This is a genomic window from Sphingomonas sp. FG14 (assembly GCF_057809675.1).
On the sequence record NZ_JBMDKK010000001.1, the window covers coordinates 1092113 to 1116439 of the forward strand.

The following is a 24327-nucleotide window of genomic DNA, read 5'->3' on the forward strand; positions in this document are numbered from 1 at the left end:
GGACGAGGAGGACAAGCGCGCGCATCGGCAATCCTTTCACGGCAGCAACAGGCTGGCGTCACCATAGGAATAGAAGCGATAGCCGGTCTCGATCGCATGCGCATAGGCCGCCTGCATCCGATCGAGCCCCATCAGCGCGGAAACGAGCATGAACAAGGTCGAGCGCGGCAGATGGAAATTGGTCATCAGACCATCGATTCCCCGGAAGCGATAACCGGGTGTGATGAAGATCGCGGTGTCGCCTTCGAAGGGCCGGATGATCCCGTCCTCGCCAGCCGCGCTTTCGATCAGACGCAGCGAGGTCGTGCCGACCGCGATCAGCCGGCCGCCGGCCGCGCGTACCGCGTTCAACCGATCGGCGGTCGCCGCATCGATCCGCCCCCATTCGGCATGCATCGCATGATCGCCGGTGTCGTCCACCTTCACCGGCAGGAAGGTTCCGGCACCGACATGCAGCGTCAGCGTCGCCGTCGCGATCCCCGCCGCCGCCAGCGAGTCGATCAGGCCGGGCGTGAAATGAAGCGCTGCGGTGGGCGCTGCGACGGCCCCGGCCTCGCGCGCGAACATCGTCTGATAATCCTCGGCATCGCGCGCATCGGCGGCGCGGCGCGCGGCGATGTAGGGCGGCAAGGGCATCCGCCCAGCCCGCTCCAGCAGCAGCTCGACCGGCTCGTCACCCGCGAAGTCGAGCGCGAAACTGCCATCGGTCGCGCGTACCGATGCTGTCGCGGACACGCCGGCACCGAAATCGATCGCATCACCTTCGCGAAGCCGCTTGGCATTGCGGATGAAGGCGCGCCAGCGGCGCGGCCCTTCGCGCTTATGCAAAGTCGCGCCGATCCGTGCTTCGCCGCGCATGCCCTCGAGCTGGGCGGGTATCACGCGCGTGTCGTTGAACACCAGCATGTCGCCGGCGCGGAGCAGGCCAGGCAGGCCGCTCACCCGCGCATCGGCCATGCCCTGGTCACTCACCACCAGCATGCGCGCGCTGTCACGCGGTTCCGCCGGGCGCAGCGCGATGCGCTCCGCCGGCAGCACGAAATCGAACAGGTCGACGCGCATTATTTGGGCGGGGTCTGCGCCTCTTGGGCGGCAGGCGCTGCGGCGACGGGCGCCGGTGCGGGCACGCCCTGCGACGCCATCGACGCACGCACGATCTTGCTGGGGTTTTCGGGCGGTTCGCCACGCTCGATCGCATCGACATATTCCATGCCCGCGATCACACGCCCCAAGGCGGTATATTTGCGATCGAGCGCCCCGCGCGGCATGAACATGATGAAGAACTGGCTGTTTGCGCTGTCCGGACTCTCCGCCCGCGCCGCCGACACCGTGCCGCGCAGGTGCGGATAGAGGCTGAATTCAGATTTGATGTCCGGCAGATCGGAACCGCCCATGCCGGTTCCCGTCGGATCGCCGGTTTGCGCCATGAAGCCGTCGATCACGCGGTGAAAGACGATGCCGTTGTAGAAGCCGCGATTGACCAAAGTCTTGATCCGCTCGACATGCGCCGGTGCGATATCGGGGCGGAGCTGGATCGTCACGCGCCCGCCGGTCGACAGATCGAGATACAGGATGTTCTCCTGATCAGTCTCGGGTGCGGGCGCAGGCTTTGGCACGGTCAGGTTGACCGGTGGAGGCGCCGGCGGTGCGGGCGGCGCCTTCGGAGCCGCTTCAGCGGGTGCCGCGGGCGGAGCTTCGGCCGCTGGCGACGCGCTCTCGGCGGCCGGCGGCGCTTCGGGAGGCTGCTGCGCCATCGCCGGGGCGATCACCGCGCACCCGGCGAGCGCAATCAGAAAAAGCTTCGAACGCATGTCTACCTCGATCCCAAAATCAGTTCCGGTCCATGAAAGCGCGTGGCTGAGCGGCGGCTGAACGCGTCAGCTGCCCTTGCGCCCGATCTGCTCCACACGTGCACGCACTTCGCTCTCGACCGACGACGTCACGAAACGCGAAATATTGCCGCCATAGATCGCGATCTCCTTCACCAGCCGCGAAGCAATCGGCTGCAGCGAGACATCGGCCATCAGGAAGACTGTCTCGATGCGATCGTTCAACTGCTGGTTCATGCCCGCCATCTGATATTCATACTCGAAATCGGCCACGGCGCGCAGCCCCCGCACGATCATCGACGCCCCCTCGCGCTCGGCGAAATCCATGAGCAGCGAATCGAAGGAGACCACGGTCACCGCACCACCGATCCCCGCCACTTCTCGCTGGACCATCGCCATGCGCTCCTCGACCGAGAACATCGGCGATTTCGATGGGTTGGTGGTGACGCCGATCACCAGCCGGTCGACCAGCTTCGCCCCGCGCCGGATGATGTCCATATGGCCCAGCGTGATGGGATCAAACGTTCCCGGATAGACTCCAACACGGTCTGCCATCAGCGATCCCTTTCAACCACATAATGCGCCAGCGCACGAAGCAGATCGGCCTCCGCGCCATAGCTGCGCAGATGCGCGACCGCCTGCGTCACCAGCGCTGCCGCCTGTTCGCGCGCCCGATCGACGCCCAGCAACGACAGGAAAGTCGCTTTGCCGGCCGCCGCATCCTTGTTGAGAGCCTTGCCGGCCACCGCCTCGTCGCCCTCGACGTCGAGCAGATCGTCGGCGATCTGGAAGGCTAGGCCCAGGTCGCGCGCATAGCCGCGCAGCCCCGTTCGTCCCTCGGGCGAGACCCTGCCCAGGATCGCCCCGGCCTCCACCGCGATGCCGATCAGCGCCCCGGTCTTCATCTGCTGCAGGCGCGTCACCGTCGGCAGGTCAAAATCGCCATGTTCGGCGGCAAGATCCATCATCTGGCCGCCGGCCATGCCGGTTGGCCCGCTGGCGCGCGCCAGTTCGAGCATCAGTTCGGAACGGACGAACGGATCCGGACTCGTCGCATCATCGCCCAGTATCTCGAAGGCAAGCGCATGGAGCGAATCCCCGGCCAGGATCGCCGTCGCCTCGTCGAACGCCTTGTGGACCGTCGGCTTGCCCCGGCGCATGTCATCATCGTCCATCGCGGGCAGATCGTCATGCACCAGCGAATAGACATGGATGCATTCGATCGCGGTCGCCGCTCGGATTGCGCGCTGGCGGTCGACATTGAACAGTCCCGCGGTCGCCACCGTCAGAAACGGACGAACGCGCTTGCCCCCGCCGATCGCGGCATGACGCATAGCCTCGTAGAGCGGCTTGCGCGGATCGTCAGGCACGCGCAGCAGCAAGTCGAACTGGCGATCGATATCGGCCGCCACACGCTCCATCGCCGGCTTCAGGCTGAGCTTGGCGGCAGCCATCGGCGAATCAGCCAGCATCGAAGGGCGCGGTTCCAGCCGGCCGGCCGTCGCCCCCCAAGCTGATCTTCTCGATCCGGGCCTGCGCGTCGGACAGCCGCTTCTCGCATTGCGCGCGCAATCGATCCCCCTCTGCATAGAGGGTGATCGATTCGTCGAGCGACGCCTCGCCACTTTCGAGCCGCGAGACGATGGTCTCCAGCCGTTTCAGCGCATCTTCGAAAGAGAGGCCAGCAAGGTCCTCGGTGCTCGTTTCGCCCATGCCGCCGCTATGGCTGAGAGGGCCGGGCGGGGTCAAGCAAAGCCGCTACGATAGGCAACGGAACCTGCTCAAGCGCTGCCCGGCGCGTGGCCAGATCAGGACCAGGGATGGCCGTCGACCAGCAATACCGGGCCTGCGGTCGATGAAAATCGATCGCCCACGATCTCCAGATATTCGGGGGAAAGGCGCCATTCCTCGAAGGCCTTTTCGCTGGGAAAGGCCATGATGACGACCTTGTCGCCCACCCATTCGCCCTCGACGACGCGGGGCTTGTCCCGCATCGCCAGAACTTTTCCCTGAAACTTCTCAAAAACGGCGCCGAAGTTTCTTTGATAGCGCTTGTAAGTGACACGGTCTTCGATGGTGATCAACGCAACGGCGTAAACGGTCATGCTCCACCCGATCGCTTCGCCCGCTCCTCCTCCACCAGCTCCTTGCGGCTGAGCTTGCCAACCAGCGTCTTGGGCAGGCTCACCCGCACCTCGACCGCGGCCACGCGCTCATGCTTGCCGAGCTGCGGATTCAGCCAGGCCTTCAAGTCTTCTCCGCTTATCCCCACCGTACCGTCGAGCACCACAAACGCCTTCGGTACCTCACCGTGATATTCGTCCGGGATTCCGATCACAAGCGCCTCTTTTACGCCTGGGTAACGATAAAGCACGTCCTCCACCTGGCTCGGAAACACCTTGAATCCGCCGACCGCGATCATATCCTTCAAACGGTCGACGATGCGGATATAGCCGTCCGCGTCAATTTCCCCGACATCGCCGGTGCGAAGATAGCCATCCACGAACACCTCGGCATCGGCGTCGGGCCGCAGCCAATATCCCTTCATCACCTGCGGCCCGGCAAAGACGATCTCGCCCGGTTCGCCCGCCGCCGGGGGCTTTCTCGGATCCTCCTTGTCGACCAGCTTCACATAGGTGCCCGGAATCGGCTGGCCGATCGTGCCGGGCTTGCCGGCCCCGTCATAGGGATTGGTCGAGACCACGCCCGCGCTTTCGGTGAGGCCATAGCCCTCCACGACGCGAGCGCCCGTCCGCGCCTCGAATCGTTCCTTGAGCGATTCGGGCAGCGGCGCGCCGCCCGAGATGCAGACGCGAAGCGACGAGAAATCGGTCCGCTCGACATGCGGATGATCGAGCAGCGCCTGATACATGGTCGGCACGCCGGGCAACGCGGTCGCCTTGATCCGTTCGATCAGCGCCAGGGTCTGCGCCGCGTCGAAACGCGGAAGCATCGCGATCATCCCGCCGCGCTGGACCGTGCGGTTGAGCACGCAGGTATTGGCGAAGACATGGAAGAAGGGCAGCACGCCGACGATGCGGTCCTCATGATCGTGCCAGGGGTCGATCGCATCCACCTGGCGCGCATTCGCCGTCAGATTCTGGTGCGTCAGCATCGCGCCCTTGGGCGTACCGGTGGTTCCGCCGGTATATTGGATCAGCGCGACATCGCGCACCGGATCGATCGACGGCGTCTCGCAGACGCCATCATTGGCGATAAGCGCCGAAAAGCTTGTGATGCGCGGATCCGAGGGACGCGCCGCCACGTCGCTGCGGCGGAACATGCGATATAGCAGCGACTTGCCTGCCGGCAGCGCCCCCGCCACCGATCCCACGACGATCCGTTCTAGCCCCGATCGCTCCATCACCTTGAGCGCGGTCGGCAACAAGGCGGTGGCGGACAGGGTGAACAGCAGCCGGATGCCCGAATCCTCGACCTGATGCGCGAGTTCATCCGCAGTATAGAGCGGCGAGAAATTGACGACCGTAGCGCCAAGCTTCAACGCGCCGTAATAGGCGGCCAGATAGTGCGGCACATTGGGCAGGAACAGCCCCACACGATCGCCCGGCACGATGCCAAGCTTCGCCAGCCCGCATGCCACCCGGTTCGCGCCATCCAGCGTCTCGGCATAGCTGTAGCGGCGCCCCATGAAGTCGATCAGCGGCGCATCGGGCCAGCGCACCGCGCTCGCCTCCAGCATGGCCGGCAGGGACAGCGGCGCGAAGCTGCGATCCCAAGTGCCGGGGTGATCATAATGGGTGGTCCAGATCGGGCTATCAGCGCTCATTGACAGAAGTGTAAGCGGCGAACCCTAGGCGTCAAGCAGCCTGAAACCACCAAACGCCATCCCGCACCTCGCGCACCGCGCGCCCCGTCACCTCCAGATGGCGCAGATGCGACAGCGCCTCCCCGGTGGCGAGGCCGAGCACGCTCTGGTCGATCACGCGACGGAACAGCTTGGTGAAGCAATCCACGGCCCGGCGCGGCGTCTCAAGGAAATCGGCCAGCTCGTCCAGACGCTCCTCATGTTCGCGGCGCAATGCGCTCAACCGCGTGTGCAGGCCGTGAAAGGGCTCGCCATGAGCGGGCAGCACCAGCAGATCGTCGGGCAGGCCAAGCAGCTTGTCGATCGAGGCCAGCCAGTCGCCCAACGGATCGGCTTCAGGCTCGCTCGCCCCCAGCGAGACGTTCGAACTGATCCGCGGCAGCACCTGATCGCCCGAGATCATCAGGCCCTGCGCATCGTTCACCAGACAGGCATGTTCCGGACTATGGCCGCATCCGGTGACGACGCGCCATTCGGCATCGCCGATCGCGATCACGTCGCCATCCTGGACGCGATGAAATCCGATCGGCAGCGGCGAAACCATCTGCCGCATCCGCCCCCAGCCTTCCTCGCGAGAAATGTCGATCTGCTCGTCATTCCAGCCCGCCGCGCGGCGCATCGCGATCACGTCTTCAGGTACGGTGTCGCGCGCGTCTGCACAGGCAAGCTGTGCCGTCAGCCATTCGCCGCGCGTCATCCAGACCCGCGCGCCATCGCGCGCCGAGAGCCAGCCGGCCAGGCCGATGTGATCGGGGTGAAAATGGGTGCCGATCACGCGCGTGACTGCCGTTCCGCCCAACGCGCCGGCAAAGATCGCGTCCCAGTCCTCGCGGCAGATCGGGATATCCACACCGGTGTCGCAGATCGCGACGCCGACGCCGTCGTCGAGCACCCAGCTATTGATATGGCCGAGCGAGCCCGGAAAACGGATGCGCGCCCAGCGCACACCCCTGGCAAGTTCATGGAGCGTCCCGGGCTCGGGCGCGAAACGCCCGAGCGGATAGGTCAGCCCCCGGAAACTGGTTCCGACGAAGCTTTCGTCCTGCGTCAGCGACGCATCGGGCGAACTGTTACCGCTTGAAGAGCGAGTCACGCGTCAGCTCGACGGGCGCGGCGGGCGCCTCCTCGGCATTCAGCGCGGCTTCCGCGTCGCGCGCGGCCGCTTCGCGCTCGGCACGAAGCTCTTCGATCAGCGCGGCGCGATCACCGTCAATGCGGTTATCGGTCGGCGCCTCGATCCCAGCCTTCTTCGCGGCACGCGCCACGAGCGCGTCGAGCTCGCGCTGTGAACACAGGCCCAGCGTGACGGGGTCCTTGGGAATGATATTCGCGATGTTCCAGTGCGAACGCTCGCGGATCGCCTGGATCGTCGTGCGCGTCGTACCGATCAGCTTGCCGATCGCGCCATCCGAGATTTCGGGATGGTTGCGGATGATCCAGGCGATTCCGTCGGGCTTGTCCTGACGCTTGGAAACCGGCGTGTAGCGCGGCCCCTTGGTACGGCGGACCTGCTCGGGGCCCTTCTGCATCTTGAGCGTGTAGTTGGAATCCAGCTGGCCCTTCTCGATCTCTTCCATCGTGAGCTCATGCGCGCGAACCGGATCGCGGCCGGTCAGCTTGGTCGCGGCGGTGTCGTCGGCGATCGCCTGCACCTCAAGGATATGGAGCCCGCAGAATTCGGCGATCTGCTCGAAGCTGAGGGACGTATTGTCGACCAGCCAGGACGCGGTCGCGTGGGGCATAAGCGGCTGAACCACGGCGAAATTCTCCAGATAAAATAAGGGCCGCCCCATACGGAGCGGCCGGAAACATATAATCGATCTAGTGCCGAAACCCGGCAAGGGCAAGTTTCATCGCCAAGCGGCGCGCAACGCCCGAAATCAGGGCTGTCGCGCGAATGCCAGCCTGAGCCCGAAAGCGATGAAAAGCCCGCCGGTCATGCGATCGAGCGCACGCACCACGCCCCCTCGAGCCAGGAACCGCCCGAACGGAACCGCAGCGGCGATCAGGATGCCAAACCAGAGCCATCCAAGCAGAACATGAATGCAGGCGAGCAGGAACGAGAATGCGACCATATCGGCGCCTACGGGCACAAATTGCGGCAGGAAGGTGATGTAGAAGATGCCGACCTTGGGATTGAGCAGATTGGTCAGGAAACCACGCCGCAACGCCTGACGCGCGTCGATATCCGCCGCCCCCTCGACCGACAGGCGATCGCGCGGCCACAGGATCAGCCTTACGCCCAGCCAGGCCAGATAGGCGGCGCCCGCGAGCTTGAGCATCGTGAAGGCCAGTTCGGACGCGGCAAGCACCACGCCAAGCCCCAGCGCCGCCGCGGCGCCCCATGCCAGACACCCAAAACCGATCCCGATCGCGGCATAAACGCCCTGACGCGCATCGCCGCCCGCCACGCTCCGCAGCACCATCACCGTGTCGATGCCCGGCGTCACCGTCAGCAGAGCCGCCGCAGCGGTGAAGGCGATAATCGAGTGCGCGGCGTCCATGCCCTCGTCCTGTAACGCCGGAAGCGGGCAAGAATATGGTGCCGCCAATCAGGCCGCGACAGCGAATCCCTCTTCAGCGATCGGAACGAGCGCATCGCGAAACTCGGCCGCGCTCGCTGCCCAGCTAAAGCGTCCGCCATAAGCGGCGCAGTCTGCGCGATCGCGCGTCAGCGCGCGCCGGATCGCGTCATCCAGATCCTCGTCCATCGCCCCGATGGTTTCGTCGATCACATCGATCGGCCCGGTGACCGGATAGGCCGCAACTGGCGTTCCGCAGGCCAGCGCCTCGATCATCACCAGCCCGAACGTGTCCGTACGGCTAGGAAAGACGAACACGTCCGCCCCGGCATAGGCCCCTGCAAGAGCCTCACCGGATTGCGCGCCAAGGAATATCGCGTCGGGATAGGCGGCCTCCAGTGCAGCACGCGCCGGGCCGTCGCCCACCACCACCTTGGTGCCCTGAACATCGCTGGCGAGGAACGCCTCGATATTCTTCTCGACCGCGACCCGCCCGACATAGAGCTGGATCGGACAGGGCAAGCCTGCCAGCGCGTCGAGCGGTGCAGCATCCGGGCGAAAGCACGCCAGATCGACACCCCGTCCCCAATGGCGTAGACGATCGATCCCGTGCGCGCGGAGTGTCGCGCGGACCGAGGCGGTCGAAACCAGAACCGCGCTCGACGGTGCATGGAACCACTGGATGTAACGCCAGAACCATCCGGCGGGCATGCCCGTCCGCTTGGCCGCATAATCGGGAAACTGGGTGTGATAGGCTGTGGTGAAGGGAATGGCGCGCCTAAGGCACCAACGCCGCGCCGCGACGCACAGCGGCCCCTCGGTCGCCAGATGGATCGCGTCGGGTGCAAAATCGGCGATCATCGAGCCCACCGTCATGGTGCGCGCCATGGCGAGCCGGATCTCCGGATAGGTTGGGCAAGGCAGCGAATAAAAGAGATCGGGCGAGATCACGCGGATGATATGCCCCTGCCCCTCCAGTTCCTCGCGCACCGCCTTCAGTGTCCGGACGACGCCGTTGACCTGGGGCTCCCAGGCATCGGTGACGATCGCGATCCTCATGCCGCGATCCGCACGACATCTCGACTGTTACGCGCCGCGATCTCGTCGGCCCAATGGAGCACCTCCATGCGACCGTCGAAATGCTCGACCAGCGCAGTGCAGCCCTCCACCCAATCACCGTCGTTATAATAGGCAACCCCTGAGATATCGCGGATCTCGGCGGTGTGGATATGGCCGCAGACGACCCCATCGACGCCCCGTTGCCCCGCCTCATGCGCCACGATCTCCTCGAACTTCGAGATGAATTCGACCGCATTCTTCACCTTGTGCTTCGCCATTTTCGAAAGCGACCAATAGGGAAGCCCGAGCGCCGTGCGCACCCGGTTCACGACATAGTTGAGCTTCATCATCAGCTCATAGGCAAAGTCGCCGATATGGGCGAGCCAGCGATGCGCCAGCATGATCGTGTCGAACTCATCGCCATGCAGCACCAGAAGACGGCGGCCATCGGCGGTTTCATGGATCGCGTCGCGGCGAACCTCGACGCCGCCGAAGTTCAGTCCCGCATAGGGGCGGAGCATTTCGTCATGATTGCCGGGCACATAGATGATCCGCGTACCCCGCTTGGCGCGCTTCAGGATGCGCCAGACGATGTCGTTGTGCGCCGCCGGCCAGTAGAAGCGCTTCTTCAGCCGCCAGCCGTCGATGATGTCGCCGACCAGAAACAGCGTCTCGCTGTCGGTGCTGTCGAGAAAGTCGATGAGCATATCGGCATTGCAGCCGCGCGTTCCCAGATGGATGTCCGAAATCCAGATCGTGCGGAAACGACGACGGGTCCGGCTCTGGCAAGGTTCCGGGATCGTCGGCTCGGAACGATGAAAGTCGAATATTTCGCCATCAACGGCAAGGCGGGTGACCGCGTCCATGAATTCTTCCCCCGGACGTTGACCTTGCCCGGGAGCAATCGCGATTTTTGGTTACAGTTTGAACGCCGGAGCGATTACGCTTCCATGACAATATGGCCGGGAAGATCCGCCATCCGATCGAGCCAGGCACGGACATGCGGATAGAGCGAGAGGTCGAACCCACCCTCTTCCGCGACATGGCTATAGGCGTAGAGGCAGATATCGGCGAGCGTCGGCGCCTCGCCCACGAACCAGTTCCTGAGCGCCAGATGATCGTCCATCTGCTGCAATGCCGCTTCGCCCGCCAGCCGCTTGGCCGGAAGCTGGGCACGCTGAACCTCGCTCAGCGCGTCGCCGCCGACGAACATGACCCAGAAGCGCACCGTGGCGATATTGGGTTCGTGATGATATTGTTCGAAGAACATCCAGCGCAACATGTCGGCACGCGCGAAACGATCCTCGGGAACGAGCGCCGATCCGTCAGCCAGATAGAAGCAGGCGGCATTGCTTTCAGGCAGGAAACGTTGCCCCACCTGCAGCACGGGAATGCGGCCGACCGAATTGATGTTGGTCAGAAATTCAGGTGTCCGCGTCTCGCCCTTCATGATGTCGTATTCGACGCGCTCTATCCGCCGCCGCAGATGCGCGGCTGTCAGCCGGATCTTGTAGCAATTGCCCGACTGGGCATATTCATGGAGGATCAGCTTTTCGTCCATCACATGATCCCTTCGGCATCCTTTCGCTTCTGCTCCTGCCGCCGCCGCCACAGGATCAGTCCGATCACGAGCGCCAGCGGGCTCCAGCCCCAATAATATTGCCAATAGGGAAAGGCGTAATCGGCCTCATAGTCGATGCCGGTGAGTTGCTTGATCGCGGCCAGCTCGCGGCCTGTCGCCGGTGCCAGATGGGTCTGGCCGTCCGTTCCGCGCGAATAGAAAACGAACCCCTCCTCTCTCCAGGCGGCGAACGGCATCCATAACGCACTGAATTCACGATAGGACCAGCCTAGGTCGAGCGTCACCGTCTCGCCGTTGGCGCCATAGGCCTCGAAACGCGAATCATTTGGCAGATCCGCGACCAGCGCGATTTCCGGCGTGTTCGACATCGCCGAACGTCGCGCCTCCGCCGGCCCCGCGACCATCAGCGCGGTCGCGATCGCCAGCAGCATCCCCCCAAAACGCATATTTACCCCCCGGTCAACAACACGATCTTTCCTACATGATCGCCGGCTTCCATTCTTTCGTGTGCCTTCGCCGCCTCCGCAAGCGGAAAGGTCATGTCGATCACCGGCTTCAACCGCCCCTCTGCGACATGCGGCCAAACGCTTCGCGACAATTCGTCCGCGACCAGCGATTTGAATTCGACCGAACGGGCGCGCAGGGTCGAGCCGCTCAAGGTCAGTCGCTTGAGCATCACCTGCATGATCGGCACCTGCGCCGTCCCGCCGCCCAGCGTCGCGATCGAGACATGGCGGCCGTCATCAGCAAGACATTGCAGGTTGCGCGGCAGATAGTCCCCGCCGACCATATCGAGCACAGCATTGCAGCCGCGGCCATCGGTCACCTCACGCACCCGCGTGACGAAGTCCTCGGTCTTGTAGTTGATCGCGACATCGGCGCCGAGCGCGCGCGCGGCTTCACACTTCTCGTCCGAACCGCAGGTCACGATCATGGTGAGACCGAACAGCTTGCCGAGCGCGATCGCCATGGTGCCGATCCCGCTGGTGCCGCCATGAACCAGCACCCTGTCTCCCTCGACCGCATAGGCGCGTTCGAACAAATTGGTCCAGACGGTGAACAGCGTTTCCGGAATCGCCGCCGCCTCGATCATCGTGATCGCGGGCGGCACCGGCAGGCATTGCCCAACCGGCGCCAGCGCATATTCGGCATAGCCGCCGCCCGCGACAAGCGCGCAGACCGGCTGGCCGATCATGTCGGCACCGGTCGCGTCGCCCACGGCGACCACGCGGCCGGCGATCTCGAGACCGGGAATGCTCGGCGCGCCCTTGGGCGGCGGATAATTGCCAAGGCGCTGAACGATATCGGGCCGATTGACGCCGGCTGCTTCCACCTTGACGAGCACTTCGCCGATGCCCGGTCTCGGCACGGGACGTGATACGGGCTGGAGCACCTCCGGTCCGCCGGGTCCGGCCGGATCGATCGCGGTCATCATCTCGGGCAGCGCGGTCATCCTGGTCCCCCTCGCTTACGGCGTCTTTTACCATGAAAAGCGCGCGCTTTATTGACAGTCGGACGGTTTCGGTCAACGCTTGCCGCATGGACCTCGACGAAGTTTTTTCGAAGCGGCCGGGCGATCCGCTGACCCTGCTCGCCAAAGAGGACCTCGATCCATTGTCGGTCGAGGAACTGGACCTGCGCGTCGAAGCCCTGAAACGGGAAATCGCACGGGTCGAAGCGAAGCGGTCCAGCGCATCCGTCCATCGCGCCAATGCCGAATCGCTGTTCAAGCGATGAGTGTCGCGGCCATTCTTGATGAAGGCGGCCGCAATCCCGACATAGGGTATTACCGGGGCGGCGTCCCTCGCCCCGCATCGGAGTGAAATATCATGCCATCCTTCGCCAGCGCGCTTGAGAAGACGCTTCACAAGGCGCTCGAGGCCGCGTCAAACCGGCGTCACGAATATGCCACGCTGGAGCATCTCCTGCTCGCGTTGATCGACGACGAGCATGCCGGGCAGGTGATGAGCGCCTGCGGCGTCGACCTGGGTGAACTGCGCGATGCCGTCGCCACCTATCTCGACAATGAGCTCGAGGCGTTGAAGGTCGAGGGTGAGACCGACCCCTCCCCCACCAGCGGTTTCCAGCGCGTCGTCCAGCGCGCCATCCTGCATGTCCAGTCCTCGGGCCGCGACGAAGTGACCGGCGCGAACGTCCTCGTCGCGCTCTTTTCCGAGCGCGAAAGCTATGCCGTCTATTTCCTCCAGCAGCAGGATATGAGCCGGCTCGACGCGGTCAGCTTCATCAGCCACGGCGTCGGCAAGGGCAACGCCGCGCCCGAGCCACGCGAAGTGAAGGGCGCCGAGGAGGAAAAGGCCACCAAGGCGGACGGCAAACAGAAGGGCGAAAGCGCGCTCAAGCAGTTCTGCGTCGACCTCAATGAAAAGGCCAAGAACGGCAAGGTCGATCCGCTGATCGGGCGTTCGGCCGAGGTAGACCGCACCGTGCAGATCCTGTGCCGGCGCTCCAAGAACAACCCGCTTTATGTGGGTGATCCCGGCGTGGGCAAGACCGCGATCGCCGAAGGCCTGGCGCGCAAGATCGTCGAAGGCGACGTGCCCGACGTGCTGCGCCCTGCCGTCATCTATTCGCTCGACATGGGCGCACTGCTCGCCGGCACGCGCTATCGCGGCGATTTCGAGGAACGGCTGAAGCAGGTGGTGAACGAGCTCGAGAAGCTTCCTCACGCCATCCTCTTCATCGACGAGATCCACACGGTGATCGGTGCCGGTGCCACATCCGGCGGCGCGATGGATGCATCGAACCTGCTCAAGCCGGCCTTGTCGGGCGGCACGATCCGTTGCATCGGATCGACCACCTACAAGGAATTCCGCAATCACTTCGAGAAGGACCGCGCGCTGCTGCGCCGGTTCCAGAAGATCGACGTCAACGAACCGACGATCGAGGATACGGTGAAGATCCTGGCCGGCCTGCGCTCGGCGTTCGAGGAGCACCACAACGTCAAATACACGCCCGACGCGATCAAGGCGGCGGTGGATCTGTCGGCACGCTACATCAACGACCGCAAGCTGCCCGACAAGGCGATCGACGTGATCGACGAAGTCGGCGCCATGCAGATGCTGGTACCGCCGAGCAAGCGCAAGAAGACGATCACGCCCAAAGAGATCGAGGCGGTGGTCGCGACGATGGCGCGCATCCCCCCCAAATCGGTCTCGACCGACGACAAGGCGACGCTCGCGAATCTAGAGACCGACCTGAAGCGCGTCGTGTTCGGGCAGAATCTGGCGATCGAAACGCTGGCGTCGGCGATCAAGCTCAGCCGTGCCGGCCTGCGCGATCCCGACAAGCCGATCGGCAACTACCTCTTCTCCGGCCCCACGGGCGTCGGCAAGACGGAGGTCGCGCGCCAGCTTGCCAGCATCATGGGCATTCCGCTCCAGCGCTTCGACATGTCGGAGTATATGGAACGGCACAGCGTCTCGCGGCTGATCGGCGCTCCCCCGGGCTATGTCGGCTATGATCAGGGCGGACTGCTGACCGACGCGGTCGACCAGCAGCCGCACAGCGTGCTCCTGCTCGACGAGATCGAGAAGGCGCACCCAGACCTGTTCAACATCCTGTTGCAGGTGATGGACAACGGCAAGCTGACCGATCACCACGGCAAGACCGTCGATTTCCGTAACATCGTGCTGATCATGACGACCAATGCCGGCGCGTCCGACATGGCGAGCGAGGGCATCGGCTTCGGCAATGTTAGTCGCGAGGATGCGAGCGAGGAAGCGGTAAAGCGGATGTTCACGCCCGAGTTCCGCAACCGTCTCGATGCGATCGTGCCCTTCGGCTACCTGCCGACCGAGGTCGTGAGCCGCGTGGTCGAGAAATTCATCCTGCAGCTCGAACTGCAACTGGCCGATCGCAACGTCCACATCACGCTCGACGACGACGCCAAGAAATGGCTCACCGCGCGCGGTTACGACAAGCTCTATGGCGCTCGCCCGATGGGCAGGTTGATCCAGGAGAAGATCAAGCAGCCGCTCGCGGAGGAACTGCTGTTCGGCAAGCTCGTCCATGGGGGCGAGGTCAGCGTGCACCTGAAGGACGACGCGCTCGCCTTCGAGGTGACGCCAGCGGCGCCGAAAAAGCCCAAAAAGGGCGGCAAAACGAAGTCGGAAGCCAAGGCGTAACAATGCGGCGGCGCACGGCATCATTGCTGCTGCTCGCCGCGCTGGCGATGTTACCCGCCGGCGCGGCGGCGCAGTCGGCCGATGATGTCTATATCATGCGCCATCTGGAGCAACAGAGCGGTGCCGGGGCCGGCGACGACCCCGGCCTGTCGCCCGCCGGCAAGCGCCAGGCCGATCGCCTGGCCACCTGGTTCCGCGATCGTCCGCGCGCGGTGTTCGCCAGCACGACGCGCCGCGCGATGGAAACGGCAGGGCCGCTTGCCCGCCGCCTGGGCGTCCCGCTTGAAACCTATGACGCCGCCGATCCGGACCGGCTGCTCGACCGCGTCAAGCGTACGCGAGGCGTGGTGCTGATCGTCGGCCACAGCAACACGGTGCCCGATCTGATCCGCCGCATGGGTGCGATCGGGCCACGCGAGATCCCGCATACCCGTTACGGCCAGATCTGGCGTGTGCCAAGGCGTGGAGGTGTCGCGACGGAGTCCGTACTGCCCTTCCCGTGAAGCAGGCCTGCGCGCTGACCGGCCAAATTCCAACACGTCGTCATTGCTTCGCTACGCTCGCAAAGACGGAATAGGATCTATTTCGCGATCACGATCAGCTCGACCCGGCGATTGCGCGCACGCCCCTCGACGGTGGCATTATCGGCGATCGGCTGGGTCAGCCCCTTCCCCTCCACCTCGATCCGGCCCTCTGAAATGCCGGCATCGACCAGATGCTGCCTCGCCATCCTCGCGCGATCCTCGGAGAGCTTCAAGTTCGCCGCTGGCTCGCCGACATTGTCTGTATGGCCGACCAGGCGCAGGCGGACAGCGGGGTAGGATTTGAGCAATTCGACGAGTCCCGGCACCATGGCACGCACTTCAGGCCGGGCGGTGGCGGACCAATCCGCGAACTGGTCGCCGCCGATCTGAAAACTGCGCGGCGCCGGATCGGTCGATGCCAGATAGACCGCGAGTTGCTGCCCCACCGATCCCTGTTCGACCGTGATCGTCGCGCCATTGGGCAGGCCGATCAATTGGGTGCGCGATTCCACCTGCCGTGCAGCCTGCGCATTCGCGTCGGGCGCCTTTTCGCCGCGCCCGCATGCGGACAAGGCCAGAATAGACGCCGGAAGAACCAGCCAGCGGAACGAAAGCAACATCATCGCCCTAGACCCCCGAAACGGACACGCGCAGCCCTTCCAGACTATGGGTTTTGCGGCGATGCTGACAAGCGCTTTCGCATCGGTATCCGATCCATTTCGGCCACCTCTCCCTCTTGCTTCCGTGCCGGAAAGTCGCATTGTGCCGGCATCCTCGTTCCTGCCGGAGTCCATCGATGATCCGCCGCGCGCTCTGCCTTTCGCTTCTCCTTTCCGCCGCCGCCGTTCCGGCATTCGCCGCGCCTGCCGATGGTCCCGCCCGGACGCTCCAGGGCGGCGACCTGTTCGGCCTGGAGGCCGCGAGCGATCCGCAGATCAGTCCGGACGGAACCCGTATCGCCTATGTCCGCCGATCGAACGACGTGATGACCGATCGAGCCCGGCCCTCGATATGGCTGATCGACGTGCGCACCGGCGCCCAGGCGCCGCTGATCGCCGGCCCCGGTGCGCACAGCCAGCCGCGCTGGTCGCCCGACGGCAAGCGTCTGGCCTATGTTTCGACGGGTGAAGGCGGCGGCGCGCAATTGTTCGTGCGCTGGATGGAAACCGGCGCGTCGGCGCGCGTGACCGGCCTGCCCGACAGCCCGAACGCCATCTCCTGGTCGCCCGACGGCAGCCGCATCGCCTATGTAATGACGGTGCCCGATGACGGCATGAAACTGGGCAAGGCGCCCGTGAAACCCGAAGGCGCCAATTGGGCGCCGCCGCTCGAAGTGATCGACAAGGTCGTCTATCGCCAGGACGGCGGCGGTTATGTGAAACCCGGCTTCGATCATATCTTCATGGTTTCGGCCGAAGGCGGCGCGCCGCGCCAGCTCAGCTTCGGCGCCTGGCATGACAATGGTCCGCTCGCATGGACGCCGGACGGCAAGACCCTGTTGTTCAGCGCGGTGCGCACGGGCGACTGGCAGCGCAATCCGATCAACAGCGAAATCCAGGCGCTCGACATCGCGACCGGTACGATCCGCGCGCTCACCAGCCGCGACGGCCCCGATACCGATCCCGCCGTCTCGCCCGATGGCAGCCGCGTCGCCTATCTGGGTTTCGACGACAAGGGCTATAGCTACCGCGACACCCAGCTCTATGTGATGAACCGCGACGGCAGCGGCGTACGATCGCTTACCGCCTCGCTCGATCGCAGCATCGACAGGATTGCCTGGGCCGCGGACGGCCGCTCGCTCTACGCGCTCTACGACGATCGTGGATCCAACCGCGTCGCCCGCATCACGCTCGACGGCGCGGTCACGCCCGTCGCCACGGGCCTGGCGGGTTCCGGGCTCGACCGCCCCTATAGCGGCGGCGAATTCAGCGTGTCGAAGGGCGGCGCGGTCGCCTTCACCAGCGGCACCGCGCTTCGCCCGTCCGACGTTTCGGTCGCAAGCGGCGGCAATACGCGGCGGCTGACCCGGCTGAACGACGATTTCCTGGGTGCGAAGACACTGGCGGAGGTGCGCGAACTGGCGGTCACCGCGCCCGATGGCCGCACCGTGCCGGCGTGGCTTGCATTGCCCCCCGGCCATGTCGCGGGCAAGCGCGTGCCGCTGATCCTGGAAATCCATGGCGGCCCGCACAGCGCCTATGGCCCGGCCTTCTCGACCGACGTCCAGCTCTATGCGGCCGCGGGCTATGCCGTGCTCTATACCAATCCGCGCGGCTCCACCTCCTATGGGGAGGAATTCGCGCGGCTGATCGACAAGAGCTATCCCGCCGACGATTATGGTGACCTGATCGCGGCAGTCGATGCCGCGATCGCTTCGGGCGTGGCGGATCCCGACAATCTGTTCGTGACGGGCGGATCGGGCGGCGGCGTGCTCACCGCCTGGATCGTCGGCAAGACCGACCGGTTCAAGGCGGCAGCGACGCAAAAGCCGGTGATCGACTGGGCCAGCTTCGTGCTCACCGCCGACAACACGCCCTATTTCGCGAAATACTGGTTCGGCAAACTGCCCTGGGAAGATCCGCAGGGCTATTGGAAGCGTTCGCCGCTGTCACTGGTCGGCAACGTCAAGACGCCGACGCTCGTCGTCGTCGGCAGCCAGGATTATCGCACCCCCGTCAGCGAATCCGAACAATATTATGCGGCGCTCCAGCTTCGCGGCGTGCCGACCGCGCTGGTGAAGGTGCCCGAGGCCAGCCATGGCGGCATCGCCGCGCGCCCGTCGCAAGCGGCCGCCAAGGCGTCCGCGATCCTGTCCTGGTTCGACCGATATCGCACCGACAAGCCGGCACAGACGGGCAATTGATCAAAAACCCAGATTCCCGTTGGGGCTGAGCCTGTCGAAGCCTTGTCCTCCTTCAACGCCAAAGCGCAAGAAAAGGACAGGACTTCGACAGGCTCAGCCCCAACGGAGCCCGGTAGGCAAATCACCCCCGCGCGAAGGCTTCAACCGGTAGCGCCATCAGGCTTTCCGCACCGCCCTCGATCTTGCGGCGCAGCGCGCCCGCATCGGGCATGATCCGTTCGGCGAAGAAGCGCGCGGTGACCAGCTTGGCTTCCATGAAGCCGGCGTCGCCGCTGCCCGCCTCAAGCGCGGCATCGGCCGCCGTTGCCATGCGCAGCCACATCAGGCCCACCGCGACGATCCCCATCAGGTGGAGATAGGGAACGGCGGCAGCACCGGCATTGTTGGGATTGGCCAGTCCGTTTTGCATCAGCCACATCGTTGCCGCCTGCAACTGGCCCAGCGCCTTCTCGAGCCCCCCCGCCAGATCGGCGAGCTTGGCGTTGCCCTTGGCCGCCGCCGCTTCCTCACCGACGATCTTGAAGAAAAGCTGGATCGCACGGCCGCCATTCTGCGCAAGCTTGCGGCCGACCAGATCCATCGCCTGCACGCCGTTGGTGCCTTCGTAGATCATCGCGATCCGCGCATCGCGGACATATTGCTCCATCCCCCATTCGACGATGTAGCCGTGCCCGCCATAGACCTGCTGGCTGGTGGTCGCGATGTCATAGCCCTTATCGGTGCCATAGCCCTTGATCACCGGGGTCAGCAGTGAGATCAGGTCATCCGCCGCCTGGCGTTCTTCCTCGGTCGCGGCCTTGTGCGCCAGATCGACCTGGAGCGCCCCCCACAGGCACAGCGCACGCAGCCCTTCGGTCAGCGCCTTGCCTTCCATGAGCATGCGGCGGACATCGGGGTGGACGAACAGTGTGTCCGCTTTTTCGCCGGGTTCGACCGGGCCGGTCAGCGCGCGCCCCTGGCGACGGTCATGCGCATATTGCACGGCATTCTGATATGCGACCTCGCCCTGCGAGAGCCCTTGCAGGCCGACGCCGAGCCGCGCCGCGTTCATCATGATGAACATGGCGGCAAGCCCCTTGTTCTCCTCGCCGATCAGCCAGCCGGTCGCGCCGTCATAGTTCATCACGCAGGTCGAATTGGCGTGGATGCCCATCTTGTGCTCGATCGATCCGCAGCTCACCGCGTTGCGTTCACCGAGCGATCCATCGTCGTTGACCAGGAACTTGGGCACGATGAACAGGCTGATGCCCTTGCTGCTCTCCGGCGCGCCTGGGGTCTTGGCGAGCACCAGATGGATGATGTTCTCGGTCAGGTCGTGCTCGCCCGAAGAGATGAAGATCTTGGTGCCCGTGATCGCATAGCTGCCATCTGCCTGCGGCTCCGCGCGCGTCCGGATCAGCCCCAGATCGGTGCCGCATTGCGGCTCCGTCAGGTTCATCGTACCGCCCCACTCGCCGGCGACCATCTTGGGAACGTATTTCGCCTTCTGCTCGGGAGATCCCTTGACCAGGATGGCGGAGACGGCGCCCATGGTGAGGCCGTTATACATGGCGAACGCCATGTTGGCGCTGATCAGATATTCCTCGAACGCGGTCGAAATCACGTGCGGCAGCGCCTGCCCGCCAAACTCTTCGGGGGCGGACAGCGTCGTCCAGCCGCCGGCGACGAACTGGTCATAGGCCTGCTTGAAACCCGCAGGAGTCGTCACCGAACCGTCGGCATGGCGCGTGCAGCCTTCCGCGTCGCCCGACTGGTTGAGCGGAAACAGCACGTCCTCGACGAACTTCGCACCCTCGCTCAACACCGCCTCCACCATGTCGGCGCCGGCATTCTCGAAGCCGGGCAGATTGGTGTGGCGATCGAGCCCGATCACCGAATCCAGAACGAAACGCGTGTCGCGCACCGGCGCGGAATAGATCGGCATTCAAACTCTCCAAAAATGGTTTCAGCCCGGCTCAGGCCTTTGTTTCGCTTTGTGCGTCCGCTTTCTCGACCATTCCAACGAAGCGCGTCAGCTCGTCGATCTGTGCGTCGATATCGATACGCTGACGCTTGAGCAGCGCGATCCGGTCGTTGCACTTCTCCACCGTCACGCGACGCTGAACATGCCGCCCGTCGCCAAGATCGTAGAGATCGATCATCTCCCGGATTTCCGACAGGCTGAACCCCACCCGCTTGGCGCGAAGGATCCAGGCGAGGCGCGCCCGATCACGCTTGGTATAGATGCGCGTGGTGCCGCGCCGCATCGGCGCGATCAGCCCCTCGTCCTCGTAGAAGCGCAGCGCACGCGCGGTGACGCCGAATTCCTCGGACAGGTCGGAAATGCTATAGACATGCCGGTCGCGAATGTCCGGCGTTTCGAGCGTTGCATGAGTCGAAGCATAAGCCATGCACCACACATTATTTTACGTTCACGTTAACGTCAAGCCGGCGCCTCGCACAGCAAACGGCCATCGCGCGCCACCACCGACGCGGCATCGGCGCGCAAAGCGCTCGATTGACCGAGAGCGAATCCGGCAAGTGATCCACGTTTCGTGCAATAGGCGGCACACCCATCAGGCACCGATCCGGGCAGGGCGATCTCCCGTCCGTCGAAACGCGCCTCGATCCGGCATTCCCCCTTGCCCGCCAGCGTGATCACCACCTGTTCGCCTTTGCGAACGGCACTCCCCCGCGCCATACACTCCGTCTCGTCGCCGAACATGACGTCGATGCCGATGCGATAGGCTTCACCACCATCGCGCAACAGGCAGACGCGATCGGGGCCGCCGTCACCACTACGTTCGTAGAGTCCCTCTATCGGCGCCGTCCTGGGATCGGGGATCGCGCCCGCGGCGATCGCGGCGGTCTCCAGATCGCTGGTGGCGCCAACGGCTGCGTTGTCGGCCGGTTTCTGGGCCGAGCAGCCCATGAGCAACAGGCAGAGCGCCAGGGCCGTTCTCAATCCACCCTCTCCAGCCGCCCATCGACGATCCGGCGATAGAAACAGCTCGGCTCGCCGGTGTGGCAGGCGGGACCGGCAGGATCGGCGACGATCCAGATCGCATCCTGATCGCAATCCACGCGCATTTCGACGACGCGGAGCACATGACCCGAGGTTTCGCCCTTTTTCCAAAGCCGACCACGGCTGCGCGACCAAAAATGGGCCTCGCCGGTCGACTGGGTCAGCGCCAGCGCCTCTTCATTCATATGCGCGACCATCAGCAATGCACCGTCACGCGCGGTGACCACCCCGGTCACCAGCCCGTTGACGTCATATTTCGGATCGAGCGTCGCGCCGCTCTCGCGTTCACTGGTCATATGCCTGATCTAGTCCGGCGCGCGCTCAAATTCAAAGCGCCGATCGCGCGACCCGTGGTTCAATGCCGCGTGGTCGGAATATCACCCTTGTCGACACCCCACGACATGCGCCGCGTGCGGCGAACCTCTCCGGCGCGCACGATGCGCTCCGCCGCCTCGACCGAGCAACCCTGCGAAATCAGCGCTTCCATGAGCATTTCGCTCTCAGTCAGCGCCTCTTGTTTCTTCACCATATCCAGCGTCTCCAGCCGACCAACGCACGGGTCGGCGATCGGCTCCGCGCAAAATTGCGGGCAAAGGGCGACAAATCGGCTTTGCGGTCCTATATGCCGCTCGACCCCTTCACCGTGCAGACGAATCGATGCTCACCACACACCCATTTGAATCCCTGGACGACGGGGACAAGCTCCGCGAGGAATGCGGCATTTTCGGCATCGCCGGAGCTGAAACCGCCTCGGCGATGGTCGCTCTCGGCCTGCATGCATTGCAGCATCGCGGGCAGGAAGCCGCCGGCATCACCAGCTTCGACGGCGATCACTTCCATACGCACCGCGCGATGGGCCATGTCGCGGGCAATTTCGACCGCGACGACGTCATCCGTAGCCTGCCGGGCCACAATGCCTGCGGACATGTCCGCTATTCGACCACGGGTGAGACGGCGCTCCGCAACGTACAGCCGCTTTATGCCGATCTCGCCTCAGGTGGTTTCGCGGTGGCGCATAACGGCAACATTTCCAACGCGATGAAGCTGAAGCGCGATCTGGTGCGCCGTGGCTCGATCTTCCAGTCCACTTCGGACACCGAGGTGATCATCCATCTGGTCGCCACGTCCACCTACCGGACGCTGCTCGACAAGTTCATCGATGCGCTCCGCCATCTGGAAGGCGCCTATTCGCTCATCTGCATGACGCCCGAAGGCATGATCGCCTGCCGCGATCCGCTGGGCATCCGTCCGCTCGTCATGGGCAAGCTGGGCAATTCGTTCATCTTCGCCTCCGAAACCGTCGCGCTCGACGTGGTCGGCGCGGACTATATCCGCAGCATCGAGCCGGGCGAGTTGGTGCTGGTGCGCGAGGGCGAGATCGAATCGGTCCATCCATTCGGCAAGCGCGCCGCCCGCCCCTGCATCTTCGAGCACGTCTATTTCTCGCGCCCCGATTCGATCGTCGATGGTTCGTCGGTCTATTCGGTGCGCAAGGCGATCGGCGCGCAGCTCGCGATCGAGGCGCCGGTCGACGCCGATCTGGTGATTCCGGTGCCGGATTCGGGCGTTCCCGCCGCGATCGGCTATGCGCAGGAATCGGGCATCCCCTTCGAACTCGGCATCATCCGCTCCCACTATGTCGGGCGCACCTTCATCCAGCCGGGCGACAAGGTGCGCCACCTGGGCGTCAAGCTGAAGCATAATGCCAATCGGGCGCTGATCGACGGCAAGCGCATCGTGCTGATCGACGATTCGATCGTGCGCGGCACCACCAGCCTCAAGATCGTCCAGATGATGCGCGATGCCGGCGCCAAGGAGGTGCATATGCGCATCGCCAGCCCGCCAACCCGGCATAGCTGCTTCTACGGCGTCGACACACCCGAACGCGCCAAGCTGCTCGCCGCCAAGCTCGACATTCCGGGGATGACCGATTTCATCCATGCCGACAGCCTGGCCTTCGTTTCGATCGACGGCCTGTATCGCGCATTGGGCGAGACGCAGCGCGCCGATATCGGGCCGCAATATTGCGACGCCTGCTTCACCGGCGACTATCCGACGACGCTGACCGACCAGGACGATCTCGCCCCGGAAGACCAGTTCTCGCTGCTCGCCGAACGGGTCAATTAACCCCGACATCAAGGCCCGTTGGTCCCGAGCGAAGTCGAGGGACGCGTGCCGGCGTGTCTCGACTTCGCTCGACATGAACGGACTTGTGATGACTGGACCAACAACGGACCTCTCCGGAAAGCTCGCCCTGATCACGGGCGCCAGCCGCGGCATCGGCGCCGCGACCGCCGAGGCCCTGGCCGCGCGCGGCGCGCATGTGGTGCTCACCGCCCGCACCGCCGATGCGCTGGAAGCCGTTGAGGAACGCATTCATGCGGCCGGCGGCAGCGCCACGATCGCGCCGCTCGATCTGACCGACGGCGACAGCATCGCCCGGCTCGCCAGCGCGATCTCCAGCCGCTGGGATGCGCTCGACATGCTGATGATCAACGCGGCCATGCTGGGGTCGCTCGGCCCGGTGACGACGATCGACGCCAAGGAATTCAACAAGCTGCTGACGCTCAATCTGCTGGCATCGCAGGCCTTGCTCGCCAATTTCGATCCGCTGCTGAAGCGCAGCACTGCGGGCCGCGTGATCGCGGTCACCTCCAGCGTCGGCCGTACCCCGCGCGCTTTCTGGGGCGCCTATGGCGCGTCCAAGTCGGCGCTCGAAACGCTGGTCGGCGCCTATGGCGAGGAAGTGAAGAACCTGTCGCCGATCCGCGTCGCGATCGTCGATCCCGGCGCCACCGCTACAGCGATGCGCGCGCTGGCGTTTCCCGGCGAGGATCCTTCGACAATCAAGTCGCCCAAGGTCGTCGCCGAGCGGATCGCGGCGCTGGCCGATGAGGATTTCGAGACCGGACTGTGGGAAAGAATTAACTGACTTCCTCAATCCGATCAAAGGACTTGCGTGCGATTCTCCCC

27 protein-coding genes are annotated in these 24327 nt (G+C 64.6%); 6 read left to right on the forward strand and 21 right to left on the reverse strand.

Annotated features, from left to right (window positions below):
• Positions 1 to 36 precede the first annotated feature (36 nt).
• The 15 genes from queA to ACODTA_RS05260 all read right to left on the reverse strand — a co-directional run bounded on the left by queA (position 37) and on the right by ACODTA_RS05260 (position 12271).
• Positions 37 to 1062 (reverse strand): tRNA preQ1(34) S-adenosylmethionine ribosyltransferase-isomerase QueA, encoded by a 1026-nt coding sequence (queA, locus tag ACODTA_RS05190; RefSeq protein ID WP_489064734.1) that lies wholly within the window; start codon positions 1060 to 1062, stop codon positions 37 to 39.
• Positions 1062 to 1811, reverse strand: coding sequence for a peptidylprolyl isomerase (locus ACODTA_RS05195; protein ID WP_489064735.1), 750 nt, complete (start codon positions 1809 to 1811; stop codon positions 1062 to 1064). The genes queA and ACODTA_RS05195 overlap by 1 nt, the downstream gene beginning before the upstream one ends.
• Before the next feature lie 66 nt (positions 1812 to 1877).
• Positions 1878 to 2384: a pantetheine-phosphate adenylyltransferase gene (gene coaD, locus ACODTA_RS05200; RefSeq protein WP_222988096.1), complete on the reverse strand. Its 507-nt coding sequence runs from the start codon at positions 2382 to 2384 to the stop codon at positions 1878 to 1880.
• A complete protein-coding gene (locus ACODTA_RS05205) occupies positions 2384 to 3283 on the reverse strand; it encodes a polyprenyl synthetase family protein (protein WP_489064736.1) in 900 nt (299 codons plus the stop codon). Before ACODTA_RS05205 ends, coaD begins: the two co-directional genes overlap by 1 nt.
• 7 nt (positions 3284 to 3290) lie before the next feature.
• Positions 3291 to 3542 carry an exodeoxyribonuclease VII small subunit gene (locus tag ACODTA_RS05210; protein WP_222988095.1) on the reverse strand — a complete coding sequence of 84 codons (252 nt, stop codon included), beginning with the start codon at positions 3540 to 3542 and terminating at the stop codon, positions 3291 to 3293.
• Between the two features lie 95 nt (positions 3543 to 3637).
• Positions 3638 to 3934, reverse strand: a complete 297-nt coding sequence (locus ACODTA_RS05215) for a DUF1330 domain-containing protein (protein WP_489064737.1) — start codon at positions 3932 to 3934, stop codon at positions 3638 to 3640.
• Positions 3931 to 5616 (reverse strand): long-chain-fatty-acid--CoA ligase, encoded by a 1686-nt coding sequence (locus tag ACODTA_RS05220; protein WP_489064738.1) that lies wholly within the window; start codon positions 5614 to 5616, stop codon positions 3931 to 3933. The genes ACODTA_RS05215 and ACODTA_RS05220 overlap by 4 nt, the downstream gene beginning before the upstream one ends.
• Before the next feature lie 31 nt (positions 5617 to 5647).
• Positions 5648 to 6748 (reverse strand): MBL fold metallo-hydrolase, encoded by a 1101-nt coding sequence (locus ACODTA_RS05225; protein ID WP_489064739.1) that lies wholly within the window; start codon positions 6746 to 6748, stop codon positions 5648 to 5650.
• Positions 6726 to 7397, reverse strand: a complete 672-nt coding sequence (locus ACODTA_RS05230) for a DUF1013 domain-containing protein (RefSeq protein ID WP_489064740.1) — start codon at positions 7395 to 7397, stop codon at positions 6726 to 6728. The genes ACODTA_RS05225 and ACODTA_RS05230 overlap by 23 nt, the downstream gene beginning before the upstream one ends.
• A gap of 138 nt (positions 7398 to 7535) precedes the next feature.
• Complete coding sequence (locus ACODTA_RS05235; protein ID WP_489064741.1) at positions 7536 to 8159, reverse strand: LysE family translocator; 624 nt, start codon at positions 8157 to 8159, stop codon at positions 7536 to 7538.
• 48 nt (positions 8160 to 8207) lie between these two features.
• Complete coding sequence (locus ACODTA_RS05240; protein WP_489064742.1) at positions 8208 to 9236, reverse strand: glycosyltransferase family 4 protein; 1029 nt, start codon at positions 9234 to 9236, stop codon at positions 8208 to 8210.
• A complete protein-coding gene (locus ACODTA_RS05245; RefSeq protein ID WP_489064743.1) occupies positions 9233 to 10102 on the reverse strand; it encodes a UDP-2,3-diacylglucosamine diphosphatase in 870 nt (289 codons plus the stop codon). Before ACODTA_RS05245 ends, ACODTA_RS05240 begins: the two co-directional genes overlap by 4 nt.
• A gap of 74 nt (positions 10103 to 10176) precedes the next feature.
• Positions 10177 to 10797 (reverse strand): glutathione S-transferase family protein, encoded by a 621-nt coding sequence (locus ACODTA_RS05250; protein ID WP_489064744.1) that lies wholly within the window; start codon positions 10795 to 10797, stop codon positions 10177 to 10179.
• Positions 10797 to 11264 (reverse strand): hypothetical protein, encoded by a 468-nt coding sequence (locus ACODTA_RS05255; protein WP_489064745.1) that lies wholly within the window; start codon positions 11262 to 11264, stop codon positions 10797 to 10799. Before ACODTA_RS05255 ends, ACODTA_RS05250 begins: the two co-directional genes overlap by 1 nt.
• 2 nt (positions 11265 to 11266) lie before the next feature.
• On the reverse strand, positions 11267 to 12271 hold the full coding sequence (locus ACODTA_RS05260) for an NAD(P)H-quinone oxidoreductase (protein WP_489064746.1): 1005 nt from the start codon (positions 12269 to 12271) through the stop codon (positions 11267 to 11269).
• Between the two features lie 86 nt (positions 12272 to 12357).
• On the opposite strand from ACODTA_RS05260, the gene ACODTA_RS05265 reads away from it, so the two are divergent.
• The 3 genes from ACODTA_RS05265 to ACODTA_RS05275 all read left to right on the forward strand — a co-directional run bounded on the left by ACODTA_RS05265 (position 12358) and on the right by ACODTA_RS05275 (position 15466).
• A complete protein-coding gene (locus ACODTA_RS05265; RefSeq protein WP_489064747.1) occupies positions 12358 to 12555 on the forward strand; it encodes a DUF1192 domain-containing protein in 198 nt (65 codons plus the stop codon).
• 92 nt (positions 12556 to 12647) lie between these two features.
• A complete protein-coding gene (clpA, locus tag ACODTA_RS05270) occupies positions 12648 to 14963 on the forward strand; it encodes an ATP-dependent Clp protease ATP-binding subunit ClpA (RefSeq protein ID WP_489064748.1) in 2316 nt (771 codons plus the stop codon).
• Positions 14964 to 14965: 2 nt separating this feature from the next.
• Entirely contained in the window at positions 14966 to 15466 is a 501-nt protein-coding gene (locus tag ACODTA_RS05275) for a SixA phosphatase family protein (RefSeq protein ID WP_489064749.1), read from the forward strand.
• 77 nt (positions 15467 to 15543) lie between these two features.
• Here the strand turns inward: ACODTA_RS05275 and ACODTA_RS05280 are convergent, their stop codons facing one another.
• Positions 15544 to 16110, reverse strand: coding sequence for an OmpA family protein (locus ACODTA_RS05280; protein WP_489064750.1), 567 nt, complete (start codon positions 16108 to 16110; stop codon positions 15544 to 15546).
• A 173-nt stretch (positions 16111 to 16283) separates the two neighbouring features.
• On the opposite strand from ACODTA_RS05280, the gene ACODTA_RS05285 reads away from it, so the two are divergent.
• Positions 16284 to 18350 (forward strand): S9 family peptidase, encoded by a 2067-nt coding sequence (locus ACODTA_RS05285; protein WP_489064751.1) that lies wholly within the window; start codon positions 16284 to 16286, stop codon positions 18348 to 18350.
• A gap of 121 nt (positions 18351 to 18471) precedes the next feature.
• On the opposite strand, the gene ACODTA_RS05290 is transcribed toward ACODTA_RS05285, so the two are convergent.
• The 5 genes from ACODTA_RS05290 to ACODTA_RS05310 are packed head-to-tail and all read right to left on the reverse strand — an operon-like array spanning position 18472 to position 21883.
• Positions 18472 to 20274 (reverse strand): acyl-CoA dehydrogenase C-terminal domain-containing protein, encoded by a 1803-nt coding sequence (locus ACODTA_RS05290; RefSeq protein ID WP_489064752.1) that lies wholly within the window; start codon positions 20272 to 20274, stop codon positions 18472 to 18474.
• Positions 20275 to 20305: 31 nt separating this feature from the next.
• Positions 20306 to 20740, reverse strand: a complete 435-nt coding sequence (locus ACODTA_RS05295; RefSeq protein ID WP_489064753.1) for a MerR family transcriptional regulator — start codon at positions 20738 to 20740, stop codon at positions 20306 to 20308.
• A 32-nt stretch (positions 20741 to 20772) separates the two neighbouring features.
• Positions 20773 to 21294: a hypothetical protein gene (locus ACODTA_RS05300; RefSeq protein ID WP_489064754.1), complete on the reverse strand. Its 522-nt coding sequence runs from the start codon at positions 21292 to 21294 to the stop codon at positions 20773 to 20775.
• The gene (hisI, locus tag ACODTA_RS05305) at positions 21291 to 21650 is read right to left on the reverse strand and encodes a phosphoribosyl-AMP cyclohydrolase (protein WP_489064755.1); all 360 of its coding nucleotides are present in this window, start codon (positions 21648 to 21650) and stop codon (positions 21291 to 21293) included. Before hisI ends, ACODTA_RS05300 begins: the two co-directional genes overlap by 4 nt.
• A 59-nt stretch (positions 21651 to 21709) precedes the next feature.
• A complete protein-coding gene (locus tag ACODTA_RS05310) occupies positions 21710 to 21883 on the reverse strand; it encodes a hypothetical protein (RefSeq protein ID WP_489064756.1) in 174 nt (57 codons plus the stop codon).
• A 128-nt stretch (positions 21884 to 22011) separates the two neighbouring features.
• Here ACODTA_RS05310 and purF point away from each other — a divergent pair, with 128 nt between their 5' ends.
• Together purF and ACODTA_RS05320 are read left to right on the forward strand one after the other, a co-directional pair.
• On the forward strand, positions 22012 to 23481 hold the full coding sequence (gene purF / locus ACODTA_RS05315; RefSeq protein ID WP_489064757.1) for an amidophosphoribosyltransferase: 1470 nt from the start codon (positions 22012 to 22014) through the stop codon (positions 23479 to 23481).
• A gap of 88 nt (positions 23482 to 23569) precedes the next feature.
• The gene (locus ACODTA_RS05320; protein ID WP_489064758.1) at positions 23570 to 24286 is read left to right on the forward strand and encodes an SDR family NAD(P)-dependent oxidoreductase; all 717 of its coding nucleotides are present in this window, start codon (positions 23570 to 23572) and stop codon (positions 24284 to 24286) included.
• Positions 24287 to 24327: the final 41 nt, after the last annotated feature.